This window comes from Collinsella sp. CM84Y_54, from assembly GCF_036317945.1.
Classification (GTDB): Bacteria; Actinomycetota; Coriobacteriia; order Coriobacteriales; family Coriobacteriaceae; genus Collinsella.
This window is the reverse complement of the sequence record NZ_JAWQCX010000002.1, coordinates 264,263-281,332: the sequence shown is the minus strand read 5'-3', so window position 1 is coordinate 281,332 and position 17,070 is coordinate 264,263. Positions and strand designations below refer to the sequence as shown.

The 17,070-nt window shown below is 61.4% G+C and carries 15 protein-coding genes and 1 pseudogene; 13 read left to right on the top strand and 3 right to left on the bottom strand.

What is annotated here, in order from left to right; all coding sequences use genetic code 11:
* Positions 1-193 precede the first annotated feature (193 nt).
* Positions 194-1,153, top strand: a complete 960-nt coding sequence (locus V2391_RS04420; protein ID WP_238022572.1) for a 3-hydroxyacyl-CoA dehydrogenase — start codon at positions 194-196, stop codon at positions 1,151-1,153.
* A 97-nt stretch (positions 1,154-1,250) separates the two neighbouring features.
* Positions 1,251-1,712 (top strand): annotated as a pseudogene (locus V2391_RS04415) (aryl-sulfate sulfotransferase); the annotation flags it as partial.
* 14 nt (positions 1,713-1,726) lie between these two features.
* Here V2391_RS04415 and V2391_RS04410 read toward each other — a convergent pair.
* Positions 1,727-2,866, bottom strand: a complete 1,140-nt coding sequence (locus tag V2391_RS04410; RefSeq protein ID WP_329738385.1) for a DUF389 domain-containing protein — start codon at positions 2,864-2,866, stop codon at positions 1,727-1,729.
* 214 nt (positions 2,867-3,080) lie between these two features.
* The gene (locus V2391_RS04405; protein WP_329738384.1) at positions 3,081-4,784 is read right to left on the bottom strand and encodes an OPT/YSL family transporter; all 1,704 of its coding nucleotides are present in this window, start codon (positions 4,782-4,784) and stop codon (positions 3,081-3,083) included.
* A gap of 192 nt (positions 4,785-4,976) precedes the next feature.
* Between V2391_RS04405 and V2391_RS04400 the strand changes: the two genes are divergently transcribed.
* From V2391_RS04400 to V2391_RS04350, 11 genes are all read left to right on the top strand, one after another.
* Positions 4,977-5,828, top strand: a complete 852-nt coding sequence (locus V2391_RS04400) for a type III pantothenate kinase (RefSeq protein WP_329738383.1) — start codon at positions 4,977-4,979, stop codon at positions 5,826-5,828.
* Positions 5,829-5,915: 87 nt separating this feature from the next.
* Complete coding sequence (locus tag V2391_RS04395; RefSeq protein WP_089572276.1) at positions 5,916-6,440, top strand: deoxycytidylate deaminase; 525 nt, start codon at positions 5,916-5,918, stop codon at positions 6,438-6,440.
* A gap of 170 nt (positions 6,441-6,610) precedes the next feature.
* Positions 6,611-6,889, top strand: a complete 279-nt coding sequence (locus V2391_RS04390) for a NifU family protein (protein WP_035137589.1) — start codon at positions 6,611-6,613, stop codon at positions 6,887-6,889.
* Between the two features lie 108 nt (positions 6,890-6,997).
* Positions 6,998-7,819 (top strand): prolipoprotein diacylglyceryl transferase, encoded by an 822-nt coding sequence (gene lgt / locus V2391_RS04385; RefSeq protein ID WP_329738382.1) that lies wholly within the window; start codon positions 6,998-7,000, stop codon positions 7,817-7,819.
* A 146-nt stretch (positions 7,820-7,965) separates the two neighbouring features.
* The gene (locus tag V2391_RS04380) at positions 7,966-10,149 is read left to right on the top strand and encodes a DUF6020 family protein (protein ID WP_329738381.1); all 2,184 of its coding nucleotides are present in this window, start codon (positions 7,966-7,968) and stop codon (positions 10,147-10,149) included.
* A 171-nt stretch (positions 10,150-10,320) separates the two neighbouring features.
* Complete coding sequence (locus V2391_RS04375) at positions 10,321-11,127, top strand: YebC/PmpR family DNA-binding transcriptional regulator (protein WP_117734266.1); 807 nt, start codon at positions 10,321-10,323, stop codon at positions 11,125-11,127.
* Between the two features lie 166 nt (positions 11,128-11,293).
* Positions 11,294-11,839 (top strand): hypothetical protein, encoded by a 546-nt coding sequence (locus V2391_RS04370; protein WP_329738380.1) that lies wholly within the window; start codon positions 11,294-11,296, stop codon positions 11,837-11,839.
* Complete coding sequence (locus tag V2391_RS04365) at positions 11,832-12,209, top strand: DUF2273 domain-containing protein (protein ID WP_329738379.1); 378 nt, start codon at positions 11,832-11,834, stop codon at positions 12,207-12,209. The genes V2391_RS04370 and V2391_RS04365 overlap by 8 nt, the downstream gene beginning before the upstream one ends.
* A gap of 44 nt (positions 12,210-12,253) precedes the next feature.
* Positions 12,254-12,775: an Asp23/Gls24 family envelope stress response protein gene (locus V2391_RS04360; RefSeq protein WP_329738378.1), complete on the top strand. Its 522-nt coding sequence runs from the start codon at positions 12,254-12,256 to the stop codon at positions 12,773-12,775.
* Positions 12,776-12,980: 205 nt separating this feature from the next.
* On the top strand, positions 12,981-14,003 hold the full coding sequence (locus V2391_RS04355; protein WP_329738377.1) for a YitT family protein: 1,023 nt from the start codon (positions 12,981-12,983) through the stop codon (positions 14,001-14,003).
* Between the two features lie 150 nt (positions 14,004-14,153).
* Entirely contained in the window at positions 14,154-15,440 is a 1,287-nt protein-coding gene (locus tag V2391_RS04350; protein ID WP_329738376.1) for a zinc-ribbon domain-containing protein, read from the top strand.
* Between the two features lie 130 nt (positions 15,441-15,570).
* On the opposite strand, the gene V2391_RS04345 is transcribed toward V2391_RS04350, so the two are convergent.
* Positions 15,571-17,034, bottom strand: coding sequence for a M20 family metallopeptidase (locus V2391_RS04345; RefSeq protein WP_329738375.1), 1,464 nt, complete (start codon positions 17,032-17,034; stop codon positions 15,571-15,573).
* Positions 17,035-17,070: the final 36 nt, after the last annotated feature.

Below are 17,070 nucleotides of genomic sequence, written 5' to 3'. Positions count from 1 at the left end.
CCCGATTTTCCCCGCACTTCCGAAAACAGCGGTTCAGCAGCGCCAAAAAATGCCCTCAAAATCGAGAGTTAATGAACAGGTGTTGCCGTTCGCCGCAAATTACCGTCCGTTTATAGAACCCACCCCCAGCGCGCGTCCTCCTTACGGTTGAATAAATACACATCTATGGAATTACGTAAGAGAGGACCGTCCCATGAGCTACAAGACCGTTTGTGTTGCCGGCGGCGGCGTGTTGGGAAGCCAGATTGCCTTTCAGGCTGCCTACTGCGGCTTTGATGTAACGATTTGGCTGCGCAGCGAGGGCAGCATCGGCCGCACCCAGCCCAAGATCGATCATGTGCGCGAGGAGTACATCGCTGCTATCGAGGGCATGGCGGACGGCACGGGCGAGTGGTGTGCCGGTATCGCCGATAGCGGCCAGCCCTTCGACAAGGAGGCGGCACTCGCCGCCGTTGAGCGTGCCTACTCCACGCTCAAGCTGGAGCTCGATCTTGCCAAGGCCGTGGCCGACGCCGATCTGGTCATCGAGTCTATGGCCGAGGACACCCAGGCAAAGATCGACTTCTACAAGAAGCTCGCCCCGGTCCTGCCGCAAAAGACCGTCATCGTGACGAACTCCTCCACGCTGCTGCCGAGCACCTTTGCCAAGTACACCGGCCGCCCCGAGAAGTACCTGTCGCTGCACTTTGCCAACTCCATCTGGAAGAACAACATGACCGAGGTCATGGCCCAGAGCCAAACCGACAAGCGCTACTTCGACGAGCTCGTCGACTTCGCCAACGATATCCGCATGCTTGCCCTGCCCGTCAACAAGGAAAAGAACGGCTACCTGCTCAATTCCATGCTGGTGCCGTGGCTGCTTTCGGGCCTTGACCTGTATGTCTCGGGCGTGAGCGACCCCAAGAGCATCGATCTCGCGTGGACGCGCGGCACCGGCGCTCCCAAGGGTCCGTTTCGCGTATTCGACACGGTGGGTATCCAGACGGCCTACAACATCGTCATGCAGTATCAGAAGGTCCCGGGCCTGGTGAGCCCGCTGCTCAAGAAGATGATGATGCCCTACAACTTTAAGGCTATGGCATCCGTCCTCAAGAAAATGCTCGACGAAGGTAAGCTGGGCGAAAGCTCGGGCGAGGGCTTCTTCAAGTACTAAAAAATGACATCTCGGGGACGGAGGAAAACGGATCATTTTCGGCCGCCAACAGTGAGAAGATGGACCCAGAAATAGAAAGGAGTGGCAATGGGCCGGCTCGGGCTTTGAGGACAAGCTGCTGCAAGCCCAGGGCGATTTTTCGCTCAACGCGGGCCAGCACAGCGTGACCTATCTGCCAAACGACAAGACGGCAACGACCGGTCGCTACCAGGTGCTGCTGTACGACAACAACTTTGGCGCGGCCAAGAGCTACCCCAAGTTCGACTGGGGCCAGCTGGGCGCCGCGGTGGTGACCGACTATAGCAAGGGCACGCATTCGTTTGGGCGCATCTTTACGGTGGACGAGACCGCGCGCACCTACGAGCTCGAAGACCAGATCGCCGTGCCGTTTTCGGGCTATGTGAGCAGTGCGCAGCACGTTGGCGATTCAAATAGCATGCTCGTGGCATCGGGCCAGGCCAAGACCTTTACCGAGTACGACCGCTACGGTCTACCCATCGCCACCTACGAGATGGAAGCCGAGAAGTACATCTATCGCGTGTACAAGTACGACCTGTAGGGCCGCGCTCTGCATCACTTCACGTCAAATTCCACGCGATCGAGCTCGGGCACATTGAGGTCGATGAGCTTGCGGGCGACGTGGCGGTCGCGTGCCCCGAGCGCCTCGCTTGTCGTCACATGGGCGACAACCTCGCGCGCGACGATGCCCTCCTCGTCGCCTTCGGTGGCCGAGGTCTCGACGGCGACGGTGTAGTCCTTAAAGCCTGGCAGCACCGCCGCAAGCTCGCGCGTGGTTTCAGTGACGCCGTAGCCGTCCTGCACGCCGGCCTGCGCCGAGCCAATGGACCCCGCGGTCATAACGATGCAGGGGATGGCAAAGATCACCGTGCCCACGATGATGTGGCGGCGCACCTTGCGCGATAGCTCGTTGACCTCGGCGTTTTCTTCAGCAGTCACAATACCGTCGCCGTTCAGGTCGCGCTTGAGCGGCACGCGCAAAAGAAGCAGCACGGCTTCGGCAGCCAGTGCGATAAAGACCACGTTGATGCCAAACTCATAAAGCGCCGAGAGAAACAGTGACCCGCTTGCGATGGCGATGCCATAGCCCGCCGCGCACAGGGGCGGCATGAGCGCGGTCGCCACGGCCACGCCGGCGATGAGCGTGGCGGGTTCCTGGTCGCGCGAGTTACCCAGCCCGCCCGCAAAGCCGCCCGCGAGCGCGACGGCAAGGTCCCATACGGTGGGTGTCGAGTTGTCGATGATGGCGGCCGTGGTGGTGCCAAGGGGCGAGAGCTTAAAATACAGCGTGGACGTGATCAGGCAAAAGACCATCTGCAACGCGAGGCTTGCAACGGCCTCGACGGTAATCTCGCGGTCGAGCGTGGCAATGCCGTATGCCATGGCAAGCACCGAGCCCATGAGCGGGCAGATAAGCATGGCGCCCACGATGGCAATGTCCGAATCGATGTCGAGGCCGATGCTCGCGATGAGCATGGCGATGATGAGGATGCACAGGTGAGAGCCGGTCAGGCGCGCCCCATTTACAAAGCGCTTGCGAATCACGTGATAGGGTGCGCGACCCTCGCGAATGTTGAATGCGCGCCTCAGGAAGCGGCCGGCGTTCTCCATGACCTCGCTATAGGCAGGGCGGATGCCGTGGCGCCGGTGATGGCGCTCGCGCAGCCGCTTGAGCTGCTGGTTATCGAGTTTCATGTTCACCTCGCTCCGCCGCGGGCTATGCATCGCGCCCGCTACCTCTACTCTACACCGCGACAGGCGGGGTGGTCATCTTGACGTGAAACTTAGACGAGTAGGTAAAGGGGGCGCGTCAAATGAGACTGAAGCCGAGGGTTTCGGCAGATACAGAAAAGCGCGGGGCCGGATGGTCTCCGACCCCGCGCTCTGCACGGGTGCGTTGTTATTGGGTTTAGCCCAGCAGGCTCAGGCCAACAGAAACAAACGCCAGGATAACGCCGACGATGGACTCGCCGCCCAGCAGACCGCTGGCAACGACCAGGCCCTGCTCCTGGAAGGCGGCGTCCTTGGCGGCCTTTTCCTCGTCCGAAAGACCGGCCTCGGCGTCGCGGTGTGCGGCCCACTTGTCGTAGGCGAGCTTAACGCAGGAGCCCAAGAAGGCCGTGAGCGACATGTAGAACGGCAGGTACACGCCCAGGCCGATCATCATGGCCGGAATGCCGAGCCAGTACATGACGATGCCGGCGATAAAGCCGCCTGCGAACCACGGCACGCTCGGGATACCCGAGACCATGGTGGCTACCACGCTTGCCTGCGCGGCCACAAAGCTCTTGTCGGGGCCGAAGGCGTCCGGACCATAGGCGGTGACGAGCGCGACCATGACAGCGGCAGCGACCAGGGCGCCCACGATGCCGCCAATGGCCTGGCCGACCCACTGTGCGCGCGGGTTGGTACCCAGTACGGCTCCGGCCTTAAAGTCGTTCATGACGTCGCCAGCAAGGCCGCACGCCACGGCCACGATGCCGGCGATAAAGAACAGCTTGACCTGCGCGAGCTGCGCGAAAGCTGCCACGATGAGCATGACGATGAGGCCAAAGATCTCCATGGGATCGATACCCGTCTGGCCGCAGCTCTGAGCGCTCATAATGGTGGTGACAAAGGTGAACAGCGTGACGATGACGGCCGGAACGGGGCCGAGGTCGAGCGCGATGGCAACGATCACGGCGATGGCTGCGGTGCCCAGGCCGATGACGCCGGCGTCGAGCTTAAGCGAGCCCGAGATGAGCGACTGCTCGTCGGTGTCGGTGGAGCTGTCGGCTGCAAGACCGCGGACGATACCGGCGACCTGCGGCAGGATGTCCTTAAGGACGACGGCGACGCCAAAGCCCATCATAAGGCCCATACCGAGGGACTTGACGATACCCTGCGCGGTCACAATATCGAACAGGCCGGCAGCGGTGCCGCCAACGATGATGCCAAAGTTGCCCAGCAGCGCGCCGGCAAACCAGAAGGCGACGGGGGCGAAGCCCACCAAAAAGCCGATGGACAGCAACATGGGCGAGTTGTAGATGGCAAAGGTCACGCCGGGGATATTGAGCGTGCACAGCATGCTGGGCACCACGCCCAGAGCGTCGCGCAGCACGCTGTAGATGCCTGCGATGGACATGGAGCCAAAGAGCTGCTTGCCGGTCTTGCCGCCGGCCTCGGTGGCACGCAGGGTCTGAGCTGCGGCGTTGCCGGTGGGGAACTCCAGCGCGGCGTCCACGATAAAGTGACGGTGGATGAGCGCTGTCGCCAGAAGGCCCAAGATGGTGCCGGCGAGCGCCACGATAAACATGTCGAGCCAGCTGATCTGGTCGGCATAGCCCAGCATCCAGGCGCCCGGGATGGTAAACGCCAGGCCGCCGGCGACCATGGCGCCCGCGGACATGATGGTGTGGGTGACGTTGGCCTCGTTGAGGCTGGCGTTGCCCATGAGCTTCAGGAAGAACAGCGAAATGACGGCAGCGAAAATGATCGGCCAGGGGAGTGCGCCCATCTTGAGGGCGGTATAGGCCGAGCTTGCCGTGATGATCACGCAGCCAAGGACGCCGATGACGACGCCGCGCAGCGTGAGTTGACCGCGCATCGAGGTACGGTTCGAGGGATTGCTCATATAGAACTCCTTTGCGTATATCCGCTTCCCCCGGGAGCGCCGCTACGGATACGGCGCGGGAAGTCGGGTTACCAAGGGCCGCCGCGTGAGCTCGCGCACGACCGCGCACCAGTATAGCCGCAAGCTAGTCATTTTGGGATGACTGGTTTAGGGAGGCGATATACTGCTGGGCAGACGAAAGGAGCGCCGACGATGCTTAATGGGTGCGCATACATATTGACGGTCGACGTGGGCAACACGTTCATTCGCTTTGGCCTGTTTGCCGAGGATTCGGCCGCGGCGCAGGAATGCCCGCTTGCGACGTGCGAGATCACGACGCCGTCGAGCATCACAGCCGACGAGGCGCGCATGAGGCTCACGCAGGTCATGGGCGCGCTGTCAGCCGATGCGGGCATGCCGGGTGTGCTCGTTCCCGCAGCCGCAGTGCTGAGCTGCGTAGTGCCGGCGCTCGAGCGCCCGTGGAAGGTGGCGCTTTCCCGCACTTGCACGGGGCGCGTGCTCACCGTGGGGCCGGGCCTCAAGACCGGCATACCCGTGCACTACGATGATCCGGCCGAGATCGGTCCCGACCGCATCGCCGACGCCGTGGCTGCCCGTGCCGTCTACGGCTCGCCGTGCATTGTGATCGATCTGGGTACCACGACCAATATCGAGGTCATCGACGCGCGCGGAACCTTTGTCGGCGGCGTCATCGCGCCGGGTCTGGCACTTGGCGCCCGCTCGCTTTCGGCCGCTGCGGCGCGCCTGCCGCAGGTCGAGCCCTCGGCACCCACGCATGTGATCGGTCGCAACACGCGCGAGGCCATGCGCTCGGGCGTGGTCTTGGGCGAGGTGGCCCGCATCGACGGCATGCTCGACATGGTGCTTGCCGAGATGCGCGCGACCAAGGCGGCGGGGGAGGGCAGCGTGCCCATTGTCATTACCGGCGACGATGCCGAGGCGCTCGCGGCGTTGGTCGGCCACAGCCTGACGGTAGACGACGCACTGACACTGCGGGGTCTCGCTGAGCTGTATCGCATCAACCAAAAGCCTCGTCGCGCATAAAGCTGAGGACGTCGGCGGGAGAGGAAACAGCCCCACCTTTCACCTGCTACAATGGGTCAAAATGTTGCGATTACGGAGGTGTCTGCCATGTCGGACGATCTTCATCAAACCGCGTCGGGCAAGCGCCGCGACGTTATTAGCTGGGACGAGTTCTTTATGAGCGTGGCCATCGCCGCGCAGCGCCGCAGCAAGGATCCCAATACGCAGGTGGGCGCGTGCATCGCCAGCACCAACCACCGTATCCTTTCGGTGGGCTACAACGGTACGCCCTCGGCACTCAACGACGACTTTTTCCCGTGGGGCACGAGCGACGACCCGTTGCAGGATAAGCACAACTACGTGGTGCATGCCGAGGCCAACGCCGTGCTCAACTACCGCGGCTCGCTCAAAGACCTTGAGGGTTCCACGGTCTACGTCACGCTGTTCCCGTGCCACGACTGCGCCAAGATCCTGGCGCAGGTGGGCGTGGGCGAGGTCGTCTACCTGGACAACAAGTATGCCGATACCGACGACGGCCGTATCAGCCGCCGCATTCTCGACTCCTGCGGCATCAGCTACCGCCAGGTCATCGTCGATGTCCAGATTGGTACCGGGGGACAGGCTCAGCAGTAGCGCGTGCCAACGCCAGCTGGCGGCAAAACAGCCAAAAGAGCCCCGTCCCAAATTGGCTACTCGTGAAAGTCGCGTCTGCGCGCATGGACGGCTCGTGAGCGGGTACATGGCTGTAGTAACATAGCTTCTGTCCGCGGGCGCGCCCGCGTTATTGTGAGAAAGGAGCCCCTGTGGCTGTTAACGAAGAGCTGCTTAAGAAGGTTCTTGAAGAGATCCGCCCCAACCTGCAGGCCGATGGCGGCGATATGGAGTATGTGGGCGTCGACGACGAGGGTGTCGTCAAGCTGGAGCTGCAGGGCGCCTGTGCCGGCTGCCCCATGAGCTCGCTAACCCTTTCCATGGGTATCGAGCGTATCCTGAAGGAGCATGTGCCCGGCGTTACCCGCGTTGAGCAGGTCAATGCTTCCGGCGAGGCCGAGGACCTGTACGACGAGTACGCGCCGTTTTAAGATGCGAAAGCTGCGGACGGTGCGCTCCGCACAGACGTTACGCCCAAATATGCGGCTGCGAGCGTAAGGCCCGCGGCCGCATTTGTATGTAGGGAGCAGGGGACCGATATGCTCAACGACCTCTACCATATGCTTGATCCCGTCGCCATTTCGGCGGGGCCCATCACCATCTACTGGTACGGCTTGGCCTATGTGGTCGGAGCTCTGCTCACGGCGGTCATCATGTATCGCACGCAGCGTCGCTGGGGTTTCGACATTACGGTCGACGACCTGACGAGCGTCGTGGTCGGTGTGGTCTTTGGCCTTATCATTGGCGCCCGCCTGTTCTACGTCATCTTTTACGGCGACGGCTACTACTGGGCGCATCCGCTCGAGATCTTTGCCACCAATGAGGGCGGCATGAGTTTCCATGGCGGCTTGGTGGGCGGCATCATCGGCGGCGTGCTCGTGTGCCGCATGTACAAGCTCGATGCGTGGACTTTGGCAGACCTCGCGGTCATCGGTGCTCCGCTGGCCCTGTGCCTGGGGCGCTGCGCCAACTTTGTCAACGGCGAGCTGTGGGGCAAGCCGACCGATCTGCCCTGGGGCGTGATCTTTGGCGGCACCGCGGGCGATATGCCGCGCCATCCCTCCCAGCTCTACGAGGCATTTCTCGAGGGCATTGTGCTCTTCTGCATTCTGCAGGTGCTCAGCCGCAAAAAACCGCTGCTGCCCCAGGGCACGTTTATGGGCGTGTTTGTGATGGGTTACGGCATCGTCCGCTTCCTCATTGAGTTTGTGCGCGTGCCCGATGCCCAGTTGGGCTATCTGCTGGGCGGCGTCATCACCATGGGTCAGCTGTTGAGCCTGCCACTCGTGATTGCAGGCCTGGCGCTCATCATCTTTGCCCTCCGCCGCAACCGTTCCCAGCGCGTCTACCTCGACGCCTAGCTGTCACATACCACCACAAAGGGGACAGGCACCTTTGTGGTGGTTTTGCCGGGCAACGATGACAGAACAGTAACGTTTCCCCAGATAAAACCTGCCAAAATAAACCTGTCCCTTTTTGGCAGGTTTCTAGAAAGGCTATTCGGACTGTGAAGGATTCCGACCTCTCCGCAACGGCTGCGCGCGACGCCGCCCGCATCGTTTGGTTTAAGCGCTATCCCGCCAAGCAGACGCTCGTCGCATTTTTGCTCGCCCTGCTGGCGACCACGGCGTTTTCCATCGATCCCGCCCCGGTGTCGAGCAACGCGGTCCTGGCGATCGACCCCAAGGCGACGGGCACGCTCTACGTGTGCTACGAGGTACTTCTCTCGTTTGCCGGCCATACCGACGCAGTGATGCTGCTCGCACTTGCCTGTTTGCTCACGCTGCCGTTTCGCTATGTGTTCTTTGGCCGCGGTGACGCTTGGCGTCCGTCGGTCGTGCTGCCATCGCTGTTCTTTGCCGTTTGCATGGTGTTTGGCCGTAGTTACGACCTCACCGATTCGGCCGAGATTGTGCTGGGCGACAAAGCGCGCGTTATCTGCGCCTGGATTGGCGGCGCGGGCTGGATGCTTCTGGCGATTGTGGCCTTCTATCTGGCTTTTGAGTTTTTGGATTGGTTGAGCTCTCGCCGCATTCCGTTTTCGGAGGCGCATTTTGGCCGCGTGTGGCGTGTGGCGCACGCCGTGCTCTCGGTCCATCCTTTTGCCGGGCCGTTTCTTGTGCTCATGATTGTCTGGGCGCCCACGCTTATCGCCTCGCTGCCCGGCCTCTTTATGGGAGATACAGGCGCGCAGATCCGCCAATGGTTCAACTACCCCAACGGCACGAGCGATTACCTACGCCTGCTTAACCCCAACGTGCTGCTCAACGGCCATCATCCGGTGGTGCACACGGCCATCATCGGCTCGTGTGTGCAACTGGGGCTTTCGCTATTCAACAGCGCCAATGCGGGACTTGCCATCTACACCTGTGCCCAATTTGTCATCACGGCCGCCTGCGTGGCCTATTCCATATCGTCGCTGCGCAAGCTGGGCGTGAGCCTGCCGGTCCGCGGCGTCATCTTGCTGTTCTTTGCGTTTATGCCGATGTTCTCAAACTACGCGGCGCTGCTGACCAAAGACGTACTTTTCGCCGATGCGTTTTTGGTGCTGCTCGTTCCGACCGTCAAGCTCGTGGCATGTGGCCTGCCCCGTCGCGATGCCAATGCCGAGCGTGCGGGCGAACGGAAGCCCGTGCTCTTTGCGCGCCATGACTGGCTGTTGCTCGTGCTGGGTGCCATGGGTTCCACGTTTTTGCGCAATGGCGGCTTGGTCTTTCCGTTGGCGGCCTGCGTGATTGCGGCGGCGTTTTGCGCCTGGGACGCGCATGTGGCCCGTCGCGTGGCCAAACAGTCTGGCGTCACGCCCTCATACGCCACGCCGCGCTTCTGCTGGGTCGGCGTGCTCGCAGTGCTTACGCTCTGCCTTGTCTCCAACATGTATTTCACCAGGGTGTTTATGCCGGCGCACGATATCACGCCGGGCTCCAAGCGCGAGATCCTCTCGATTCCGTTTCAACAGACGGCACGCTTCGTCCAAAAGCACGACGGCCTTAATTCGGGCGTTAACCCCAAGGTCAAAGACGATGGCACGATTGAGGAAGCTCCCTGCGACGGCTTGGTGACCGATGAGGAGCGCGCTGTGATTGATCGCGTGCTTAAGTACGAGAACCTGGGCCGTCGCTATAACCCCGACAAGTCGGATGCCGTCAAAAACTGCTTCAATGAGTACGCCTCGCAGGAGGACATCAAGGCCTATTTTGAGGTGTGGGCCCAGATGTTCAAAAAGGATCCCGAGTGCTATATCTCGGCGCTCGTCAATAACTACTACGGGTACTTCTATCCGAGCGCTCGCGATGCGTGGGTCTACAGCACGGCGCGCAGTGCCGAGATCATGGCGAAGCCCGATAACCTCAAGTACTTTGACTTCCATCCGGTCGATAGCAAGGTCGTGCGCTGGTGCGATCATCTGATTAACCTGTACCGCGTGGCGGTGCAGCGCATTCCGTTTATCTCGCTCACCATGAGCTCGGCTACCTACGTGTGGATCATGATCGTCGTGGTGGTCTACCTGTTGCGCCGCCATTCGTGGCGCGCGCTGGCCATCTGGATACCGCTGCTGGGCGTGCTCGCCGTGTGCCTGATCGGTCCATGCAACGGATCGACCTACATGCGCTACCTGTACCCGGTCATCGCCTGCATGCCCTTCGCCATCGGCGCCACCGTCACCCGCAGCGACCTCCTGTGGACCTAACCAAAGACTGGCACATTGGGGCCAGGCTGCTTTGTGCCAAGAGGCTGCATCATCACGACGCCTTCATTTTGGGGTTTATCTTGCAGGCCGGTAGGTATATCATAACGACGTTTGTTTATATTGCCCGAGCATCCACGCTGGGCTTTAGGTCGAAACCGATAGGAGACACGTATGTCCGGACACTCTAAGTGGGCCACAACCAAGCATCGTAAGGGCGCGCAGGACGCCAAGCGTTCCGCCCTCTTCTCCAAGCTCAGCCGCAACATCACCGTTGCTGCCCGTCTCGGCGGCGACCCGCTGCCCGAGAACAACGCCAGCCTCGCCGCTGCCGTTGCCAAGGCCAAGGCTCAGTCCATGCCTAAGGACAAGATCAAGTCCGCTATCGATAAGGCCTTTGGTTCGGGTGCCGATGCCGCCGTCTACGAGAACATCGTGTACGAGGGCTACGGTCCCGCCGGTGTCGCCGTCTACGTCGACTGCCTGACCGACAACCGCAACCGCACTGCCGCCGACGTCCGTTCCGCCTTCTCCCACGCTGGTGGCAACCTGGGCACCTCGGGCTCCGTCGCCTTCCAGTTTGAGCGCAAGGGCCAGATCGTCGTCGCCAAGGAGATCCTGGACGAGAACGCCAAGAAGGAGACCATGATCGCCAACGGTGCTGCCGGTGACGAGGATGAGTTTATGATGGCGATCGCCGAGGCCGGTGGCGAGGACTACGAGGACGCCGGTGAGGAGTGGATCGTCTGGACCGCCGCCAACGACGTCATGGCTGTCTCCAAGGCACTCGAGGAGCAGGGCGTCCAGGTCAAGGGCTCCGAGACCACCATGGTCCCGACCACCCCGACCGAGGTCTCCGGCGCCGACGCCAAGAAGGTTCAGCGCCTCATCGACCGTCTTGAGGAGCTCGACGACGTCCAGGACGTCTACAGCACCATGGACATGACCGACGAGGTCATCGCTGCCCTCGAGGAGGAGTAGCGCCCGCACGGATTGAGCCGTGCATATCTGGGCATAATGAAGCGAGCATGCAAGCCTCGTGGAATAGATGAGCCGGATCCGCGTGCATGAGGCACCGGACCCGGCTCTTTTATAATGATGCGAATCGTTTTGCATTCTGTGGATCGAGATTTGAAGGGAGCGCCGCATGCGCGTGCTCAAACGAGCCCTGGCGATCGTGTATCTTGCCGCCGCCGTCGTGGCGCTGGGTACGTTGGTCTGCCAGTTTTGGGGGCCATATGCCTATCGCTTTATGCTGCTGATGCGCGATCCGCTGCCTCGCATCGTTGTTACGGCGTGCGGCGGCGTCGTGGCGCTCGGCGTGCTCGTGGGTTTCTTCCGCCTGGTGTTTGCTCGTCGCGAGCCGTCCTGCGTGCATCCGGCGGGGGAGCGTAATATCGAGGTCACGCTCGCGGCCCTCTCCTCGTGTGCCCGCACCGCGGCAGAGCGCGACGACCGCGTGATGGTCGAGCATGTCGAGGCGCGCGTGCAGGGCTCCGACGAATCGCGCGTCCGTTTTAAGGTCGACGCCATCGCGCTCGACGACCGGGACATGGCTTCCCTTGCCACCGCGATGCAGCAGCGTATCGAGGAGGCCTGCGACACCATGCTCGGTACGCCGGGCACGATCGCACGCGTTCGTTTTTTGCCGTCCAAGACTACCGTCCAGACCGTGGAGGTTTCCGGTGAGTGATACCAATCAAGACAAGACCGTTCGCACTCCGCGCCTGACCATCGATCAGAGCGCTGCGCCGGCAGGCGAGGTCGTCGATCCCAAGGTAGAGGGCGCCGAGTCGCATGACGCGGTCGCCGATGATTTTGATGAGGCCATGGGTCTCATCAAGGGTACGGGGGCAGCCATCTGGAGCTATGCCGTCCGTCATCCCAACACCACGCTTGGAGCCGTCGCTGGTTTTGTGCTCGCCGTGCTGGTGCTCACGCTCGGCCTGTGGGATACGCTCGTCATTGCTTTCTTTGTGCTGATCGGCGCCGTGATTGGCCAGATCCGCGACGGCGAGAACGGGATCGTTAACTTCTTCGGCCGTCTGTTTAGCGGTCGCTAGCATGTATTCGACCGCCGCGTGTGCGGTGGGCATAAGGAGGAACCATGGCTTTTAACACGAAGGTCGATGTGGCCGATACCGAGCTCGAGGCGGACGAGACCGTCGCTGCCGAGGCCGAGGACGTAACGCTCGAGGACGAGGCGCTCGTCGAGGCCGAACCCGCCGACGATGCGGACGAGGACGATGAGGAAACAGACGAGTCTGAGGATTCGCTGACCTATTCCAACGGTGTGATCGAGAAGATCGTCGCCATGGCCACCCGCGAGGTGCCGCACGTCCTGGGCATGAAGGGCAACCTCATGCACTTTGTGCAGGAGCAGTTCGGTGCCGAGAATCTGACCAAGGGCGTGACGGTCGAGGTCACCGATGACAACCGCGTGGTCGTCAACATTTCCGTCATTATCGAGTACGGCGCCTACGCGCCCGCGATTTTCGACGACGTTAAGGCGCGCGTGACCGAGCGTCTGGCCGCGATGACCGGCCTTGAGGTGGCAGGCGTCAACCTGCGCATCGAGGATGTCATCACCCCCGAGGAGTACGAACACCGCACCAACCAGCACGAGTAACCTACCAAAAAGGGATGTTTATTTTGGCAGGTTTTATCTGCGAAAACGTCAAACGGCCGGCCGCACGGATGTATGTGCGGCCGGCCGTTATTTGTATGTCCCCGATGTAGGCATACCGCTCGTCTAACTAGGGGTTGCAATCGTCGCGTTCCGCGTTACCCTAATGGGCGCATTGTTTCCAAATTGTTAACGAGGGGTTGCCGTAATGGCTGACGAGCACGAAACAGAAAGCCAGGCATGGGCGATTGAGGCTGCCGCGGCAGAGGCGGCATCGCGAGCTGCCGAGGAGGTACATCGTCCTCCCGTGGTGCCGATGGAACGCGTGGTTGATCGCACCGATATCGAGCGCGGCGAGCGTGCCGGCCAAAAGCGTAGCCAGGAGCCAGGCTTCCCGCGCTTTTTCGCCGAGCTCAATCTGGGCCTGATTCTTACGGCTTTTGCCATCGTTGCGTTTAAAACCCCTAATCACTTTGCTTTTGGCGGCACCTCGGGCGTGTCGGTTATTCTGTCCACGCTGTTCCCGACCCTGCCCGTCGGCGTCTTTATGTGGATTATCAACGCGGTTCTCGTCGTTTTGGGCTTTATCTTTTTGGAGCGCAAGGCAATCCTGTGGAGCGTCTTCGCCTCGTTTGCGCTGTCTGCCTATGTTTCGCTGTTCGAGCTCTTTATCCCGACCGATGTCTCGATGACAGGCGATATGTGGCTCGACCTGTGCTTTGCTGTCATCTTGCCGGCGCTCGGCAGCGCCATCGTCTTTGATATCGGCGCCTCGACGGGCGGCACGGATATCCTCGCCATGATCCTCAAGCGACGCACCACGCTCGAGATTGGCCGCGCGCTGTTGCTGGTCGATATCGGCATCGTGACCATCGCGGCCTTCTTGTACGGTCCGCGCGTCGGTCTGTACTGCGTGCTCGGCCTGTTTGCCAAGACGCTTGTGGTCGACAAGGCCATCGAGAGCATTCACCTGCGCAAAGTCTGCACGATCATTTGCTCCGAGCCGCGCAAAGTTGAGGAGTTTATCGTCAAACATCTCAACCGTACGGCGACTATCAGCCGCGGCTACGGTGCCTTTTCGGGCAAGTGCGTGACGGTGATCATGAGCGTGCTGAGCCGTCGCGAGGCCGTGCAACTGCGCCGCTATGCGCGCGAGGTCGATCCGGGTGCCTTTATCACGATTGTCGACAGCTCCGAGATCGTCGGCAAGGGTTTCCGCGGCACGAACTAGCGCGGACACACTCATCAAACAATCGAAAAGCGCCTCGCGCGTTGCAAATACGTCATCTAAGAGTATTTGTCCTCACATTGGGTGATAATGATGCCAAAGACATCGTTTGCGATCCAGGTGATTCGCTCTAGATACGAAGGGATGATTTCGATGTTCTGTTCGCAGTGTGGCGCCCCCATGGGCGATAACGACAAGTTCTGCGGCGTGTGTGGTGCCCCCAATGTCGGTGCTGCAGCTTCCACCCCTCAGGGTCAGCCTCAGCCTCAGCAGTTTGTTCCTCAACCTGTCGCGAACGCGTCCAAGGGCTGCACGGCTCAGGCGTTTGAGGATATGACCAAGACTCCGGGCGTGCTGCAGCGCGTGTGCCAGATTGCCTTTTTGCCGGCGCTTATCTGTGTCGTGTCGGTACTCGTGCTGTTCATCCCCGTTATCGGCGGTATTGCGGCTGCCATCGGCTTTTTGGCTGCCTACGTGGCGAGCGTGTGCGGTTCGGGCTTTGGCATCGAGTGGGGTCGCGACCTGTCGCTTAAGATCGATGACGGCATGGGTCGTCCGTTGATGCGTTCCACGTCGTTTGGTCTCGGAATCTTTTCGAGCGTTATTTCGGTCGTACTCGAGTTTATCGCTGCCATTCCCATTATCGGTGTAGTGCTTTCGCTGGTGGAGGGCGTGGTAATTGGCGCCGCGGGCTCGTATTCTTATTACGGCTCTTATGCGCTCGAGGCTGCGCTGTTTGGCTCGCTTGGCCTGCTTGTCCTGGCTATGATTGCCACGGCGGTCCTGGGGGTCTTCTTTAAGATGTTCGCCGACATTGCCGTGATGCACTTTGCGGTGACCGGTCGCGTCGAGAGCGCGTTTTCGCTCGATAAGGTTTGGGCAGCCTTTAAGAACAATAAGACCAAGCTGTTCTGCGCTTCGTTCCTTCCCGAGTTTTTGACGGGCCTGGTCGCCAACGTTGTCACATGGATCTTGACGGTCGTCTTTGGCGCCGTTGCCTCTGTCGGTATGTATAGCTACTACTATCGTCCTACGGGTATTGAGGCGATTGTTGCCGGCGGTGGCATCACACTCGTGCTGTTCCTGGTGCTGGTCGCTTTTGTCACCGTATTTCTTACGGTCTTTGGCAAGATGCTCAAGCACCGTGCCGTTGGCTATTGGGTCGCGCGTTATGCAAGCGAGTGGGCCGACGAGGACAAGGATGACGTCCTGACCTTTGTATTGCCCTTCGAGAAGAAGTCCACTCCCTCGGGTTACAGTGCTCCGGATATCGCGCCTGAGCCCAAGCCCGCGCCCGAGCCGGCGCCCGTGCCTGAGCCTGCGCCTGCGCCTGCGCCTGAGCCCGAGCCGGCGCCCGAGTCGGCACCTGCACCTGAGCCGGCGCCCGCGCCTGAGCCGGCGCCCGAGTCAAGTTCCGACGAGGACCCTCAGGACGAGTAGCATGCCGCCTGCCATTTGGGGACGGGGTAGAAATGGTAGAAATAACGCTTGACAGATGAGCGGGGGCGGACGTTTCGACGCGTCCGCCCCTGCTTTGCTTTAGCCAGGCTGTTATGGATGGGTGTGACGACTACTCGTCGTGTTTCTCCTCGCGGCGAGCGGCGGCGCGGGCTTCGTGGATGCCCTTGATTGCGGCATGGCGAGCCGTGCGGGCGTCGTGGATGGCGTCACGAGCCTCGGCGGTCGTCGCCTTGGCAGAGCGCAACTTGGCGGCCAGATCGGGGTTGGTTTCGGCGACCGCGGTGATCGCGGGGCCGTCGAGCTCCTCTTGCGTGGGCTCGGACAAAAAGTCGATAGCATACTGGGCGGCCACCATGGAGCCCTTTGCCAGCACGGTCTCGTCGATCTTGTAGAAGCAGGAATGTTGGGCGTACGTGGCGCCAATTTTGGGGTTACGCGTACCTACAAAGGCGAGCACGCCCGGCACACGGCGCAGGTACTCCGAAAAATCCTCGCCCGAAAGTGTGCCGCGATAATGGCCTTGGCCGGCGGGACCCAGACACTTAATTACGGCCTGACGGCAGCGCTCGCTCGAGGCCGCGTCGTTTTCGACCTTGTAGTTGGCGATGGTGTAGTCGGTGAGCTCTGCCTCGGCGCCCAAGGCGGCCGCGGTATGCTCCACGATGCGGCGCATAAGCTCCGGCATTTCCTCGTGGGTCGAATCTCCGTAGGTGCGCACCGTACCGGCGAGGTAGGCCGTGCCGGCGATAACGTTGCGCGCGGTGCCGCCATGCAACTCGCCAACGGTGATGACGGCCGGCTCGTAGGGGCTGATTTCGCGCGAGACGATGGTCTGCAGGGCGTTGACGATCTCGGCGGCAACCATGACAGCGTCGTGGCCGCGCTGGGGCATAGCGCCATGGCACGAGGTACCGCGGACATCGATGCGGAACCAGTCGGTATTGGCCATGCGCGGGCCAGGCTCGCAGCTTACGGTGCCGGCGTCGACCTCGCTCCAGATATGCGCGGCGTAGGCGCCATCGACGCCGTCGAGCACGCCCGTGCCGATCATGAGTTTGGCGCCCTGGCCGTTTTCCTCGCTGGGCTGGAAGACGATGCGGACCTCGCCGTGGATGTCGTCGGTCATATGGCGCAGGATTTGCAGCGTGCCGAGCATCATGGCGATGTGGCAGTCGTGGCCGCAGGCGTGCATGCAGCCCTCGTTGACGCTGGCGAAATCCTCGCCGGTCTGCTCGGTGACGGGCAGGGCGTCGATGTCGGCACGCAGCAGGATGCGGCGGCGCGGCGTGCCGTCCTCGCGATAGGCGTCAGGCGCGGTGCCGCGAAGGGTCGCTACCAGACCCGTCTTAAGCGGGCGCTCGTAGGGGATATTCATGGCGTCGAGCTGGTTGGCGATGTCGGAAGTCGTGCGCTCTTCGGCGAGGCTCAGCTCCGGGTACTTATGGAAGTGCCGGCGCTGCTTGATGATATAGGGCTCAAACTCGGCGGCGATATCTTGGATGGCCGCGGTGACGTCGTCAGCCGCGCGAGCCTCGGTCGCCGCCATAATCTGCTGTGCCTTGGTCTTCGTCATGGTCGATTTGCTCCTTGCTGGGTTGATCGCAAAATC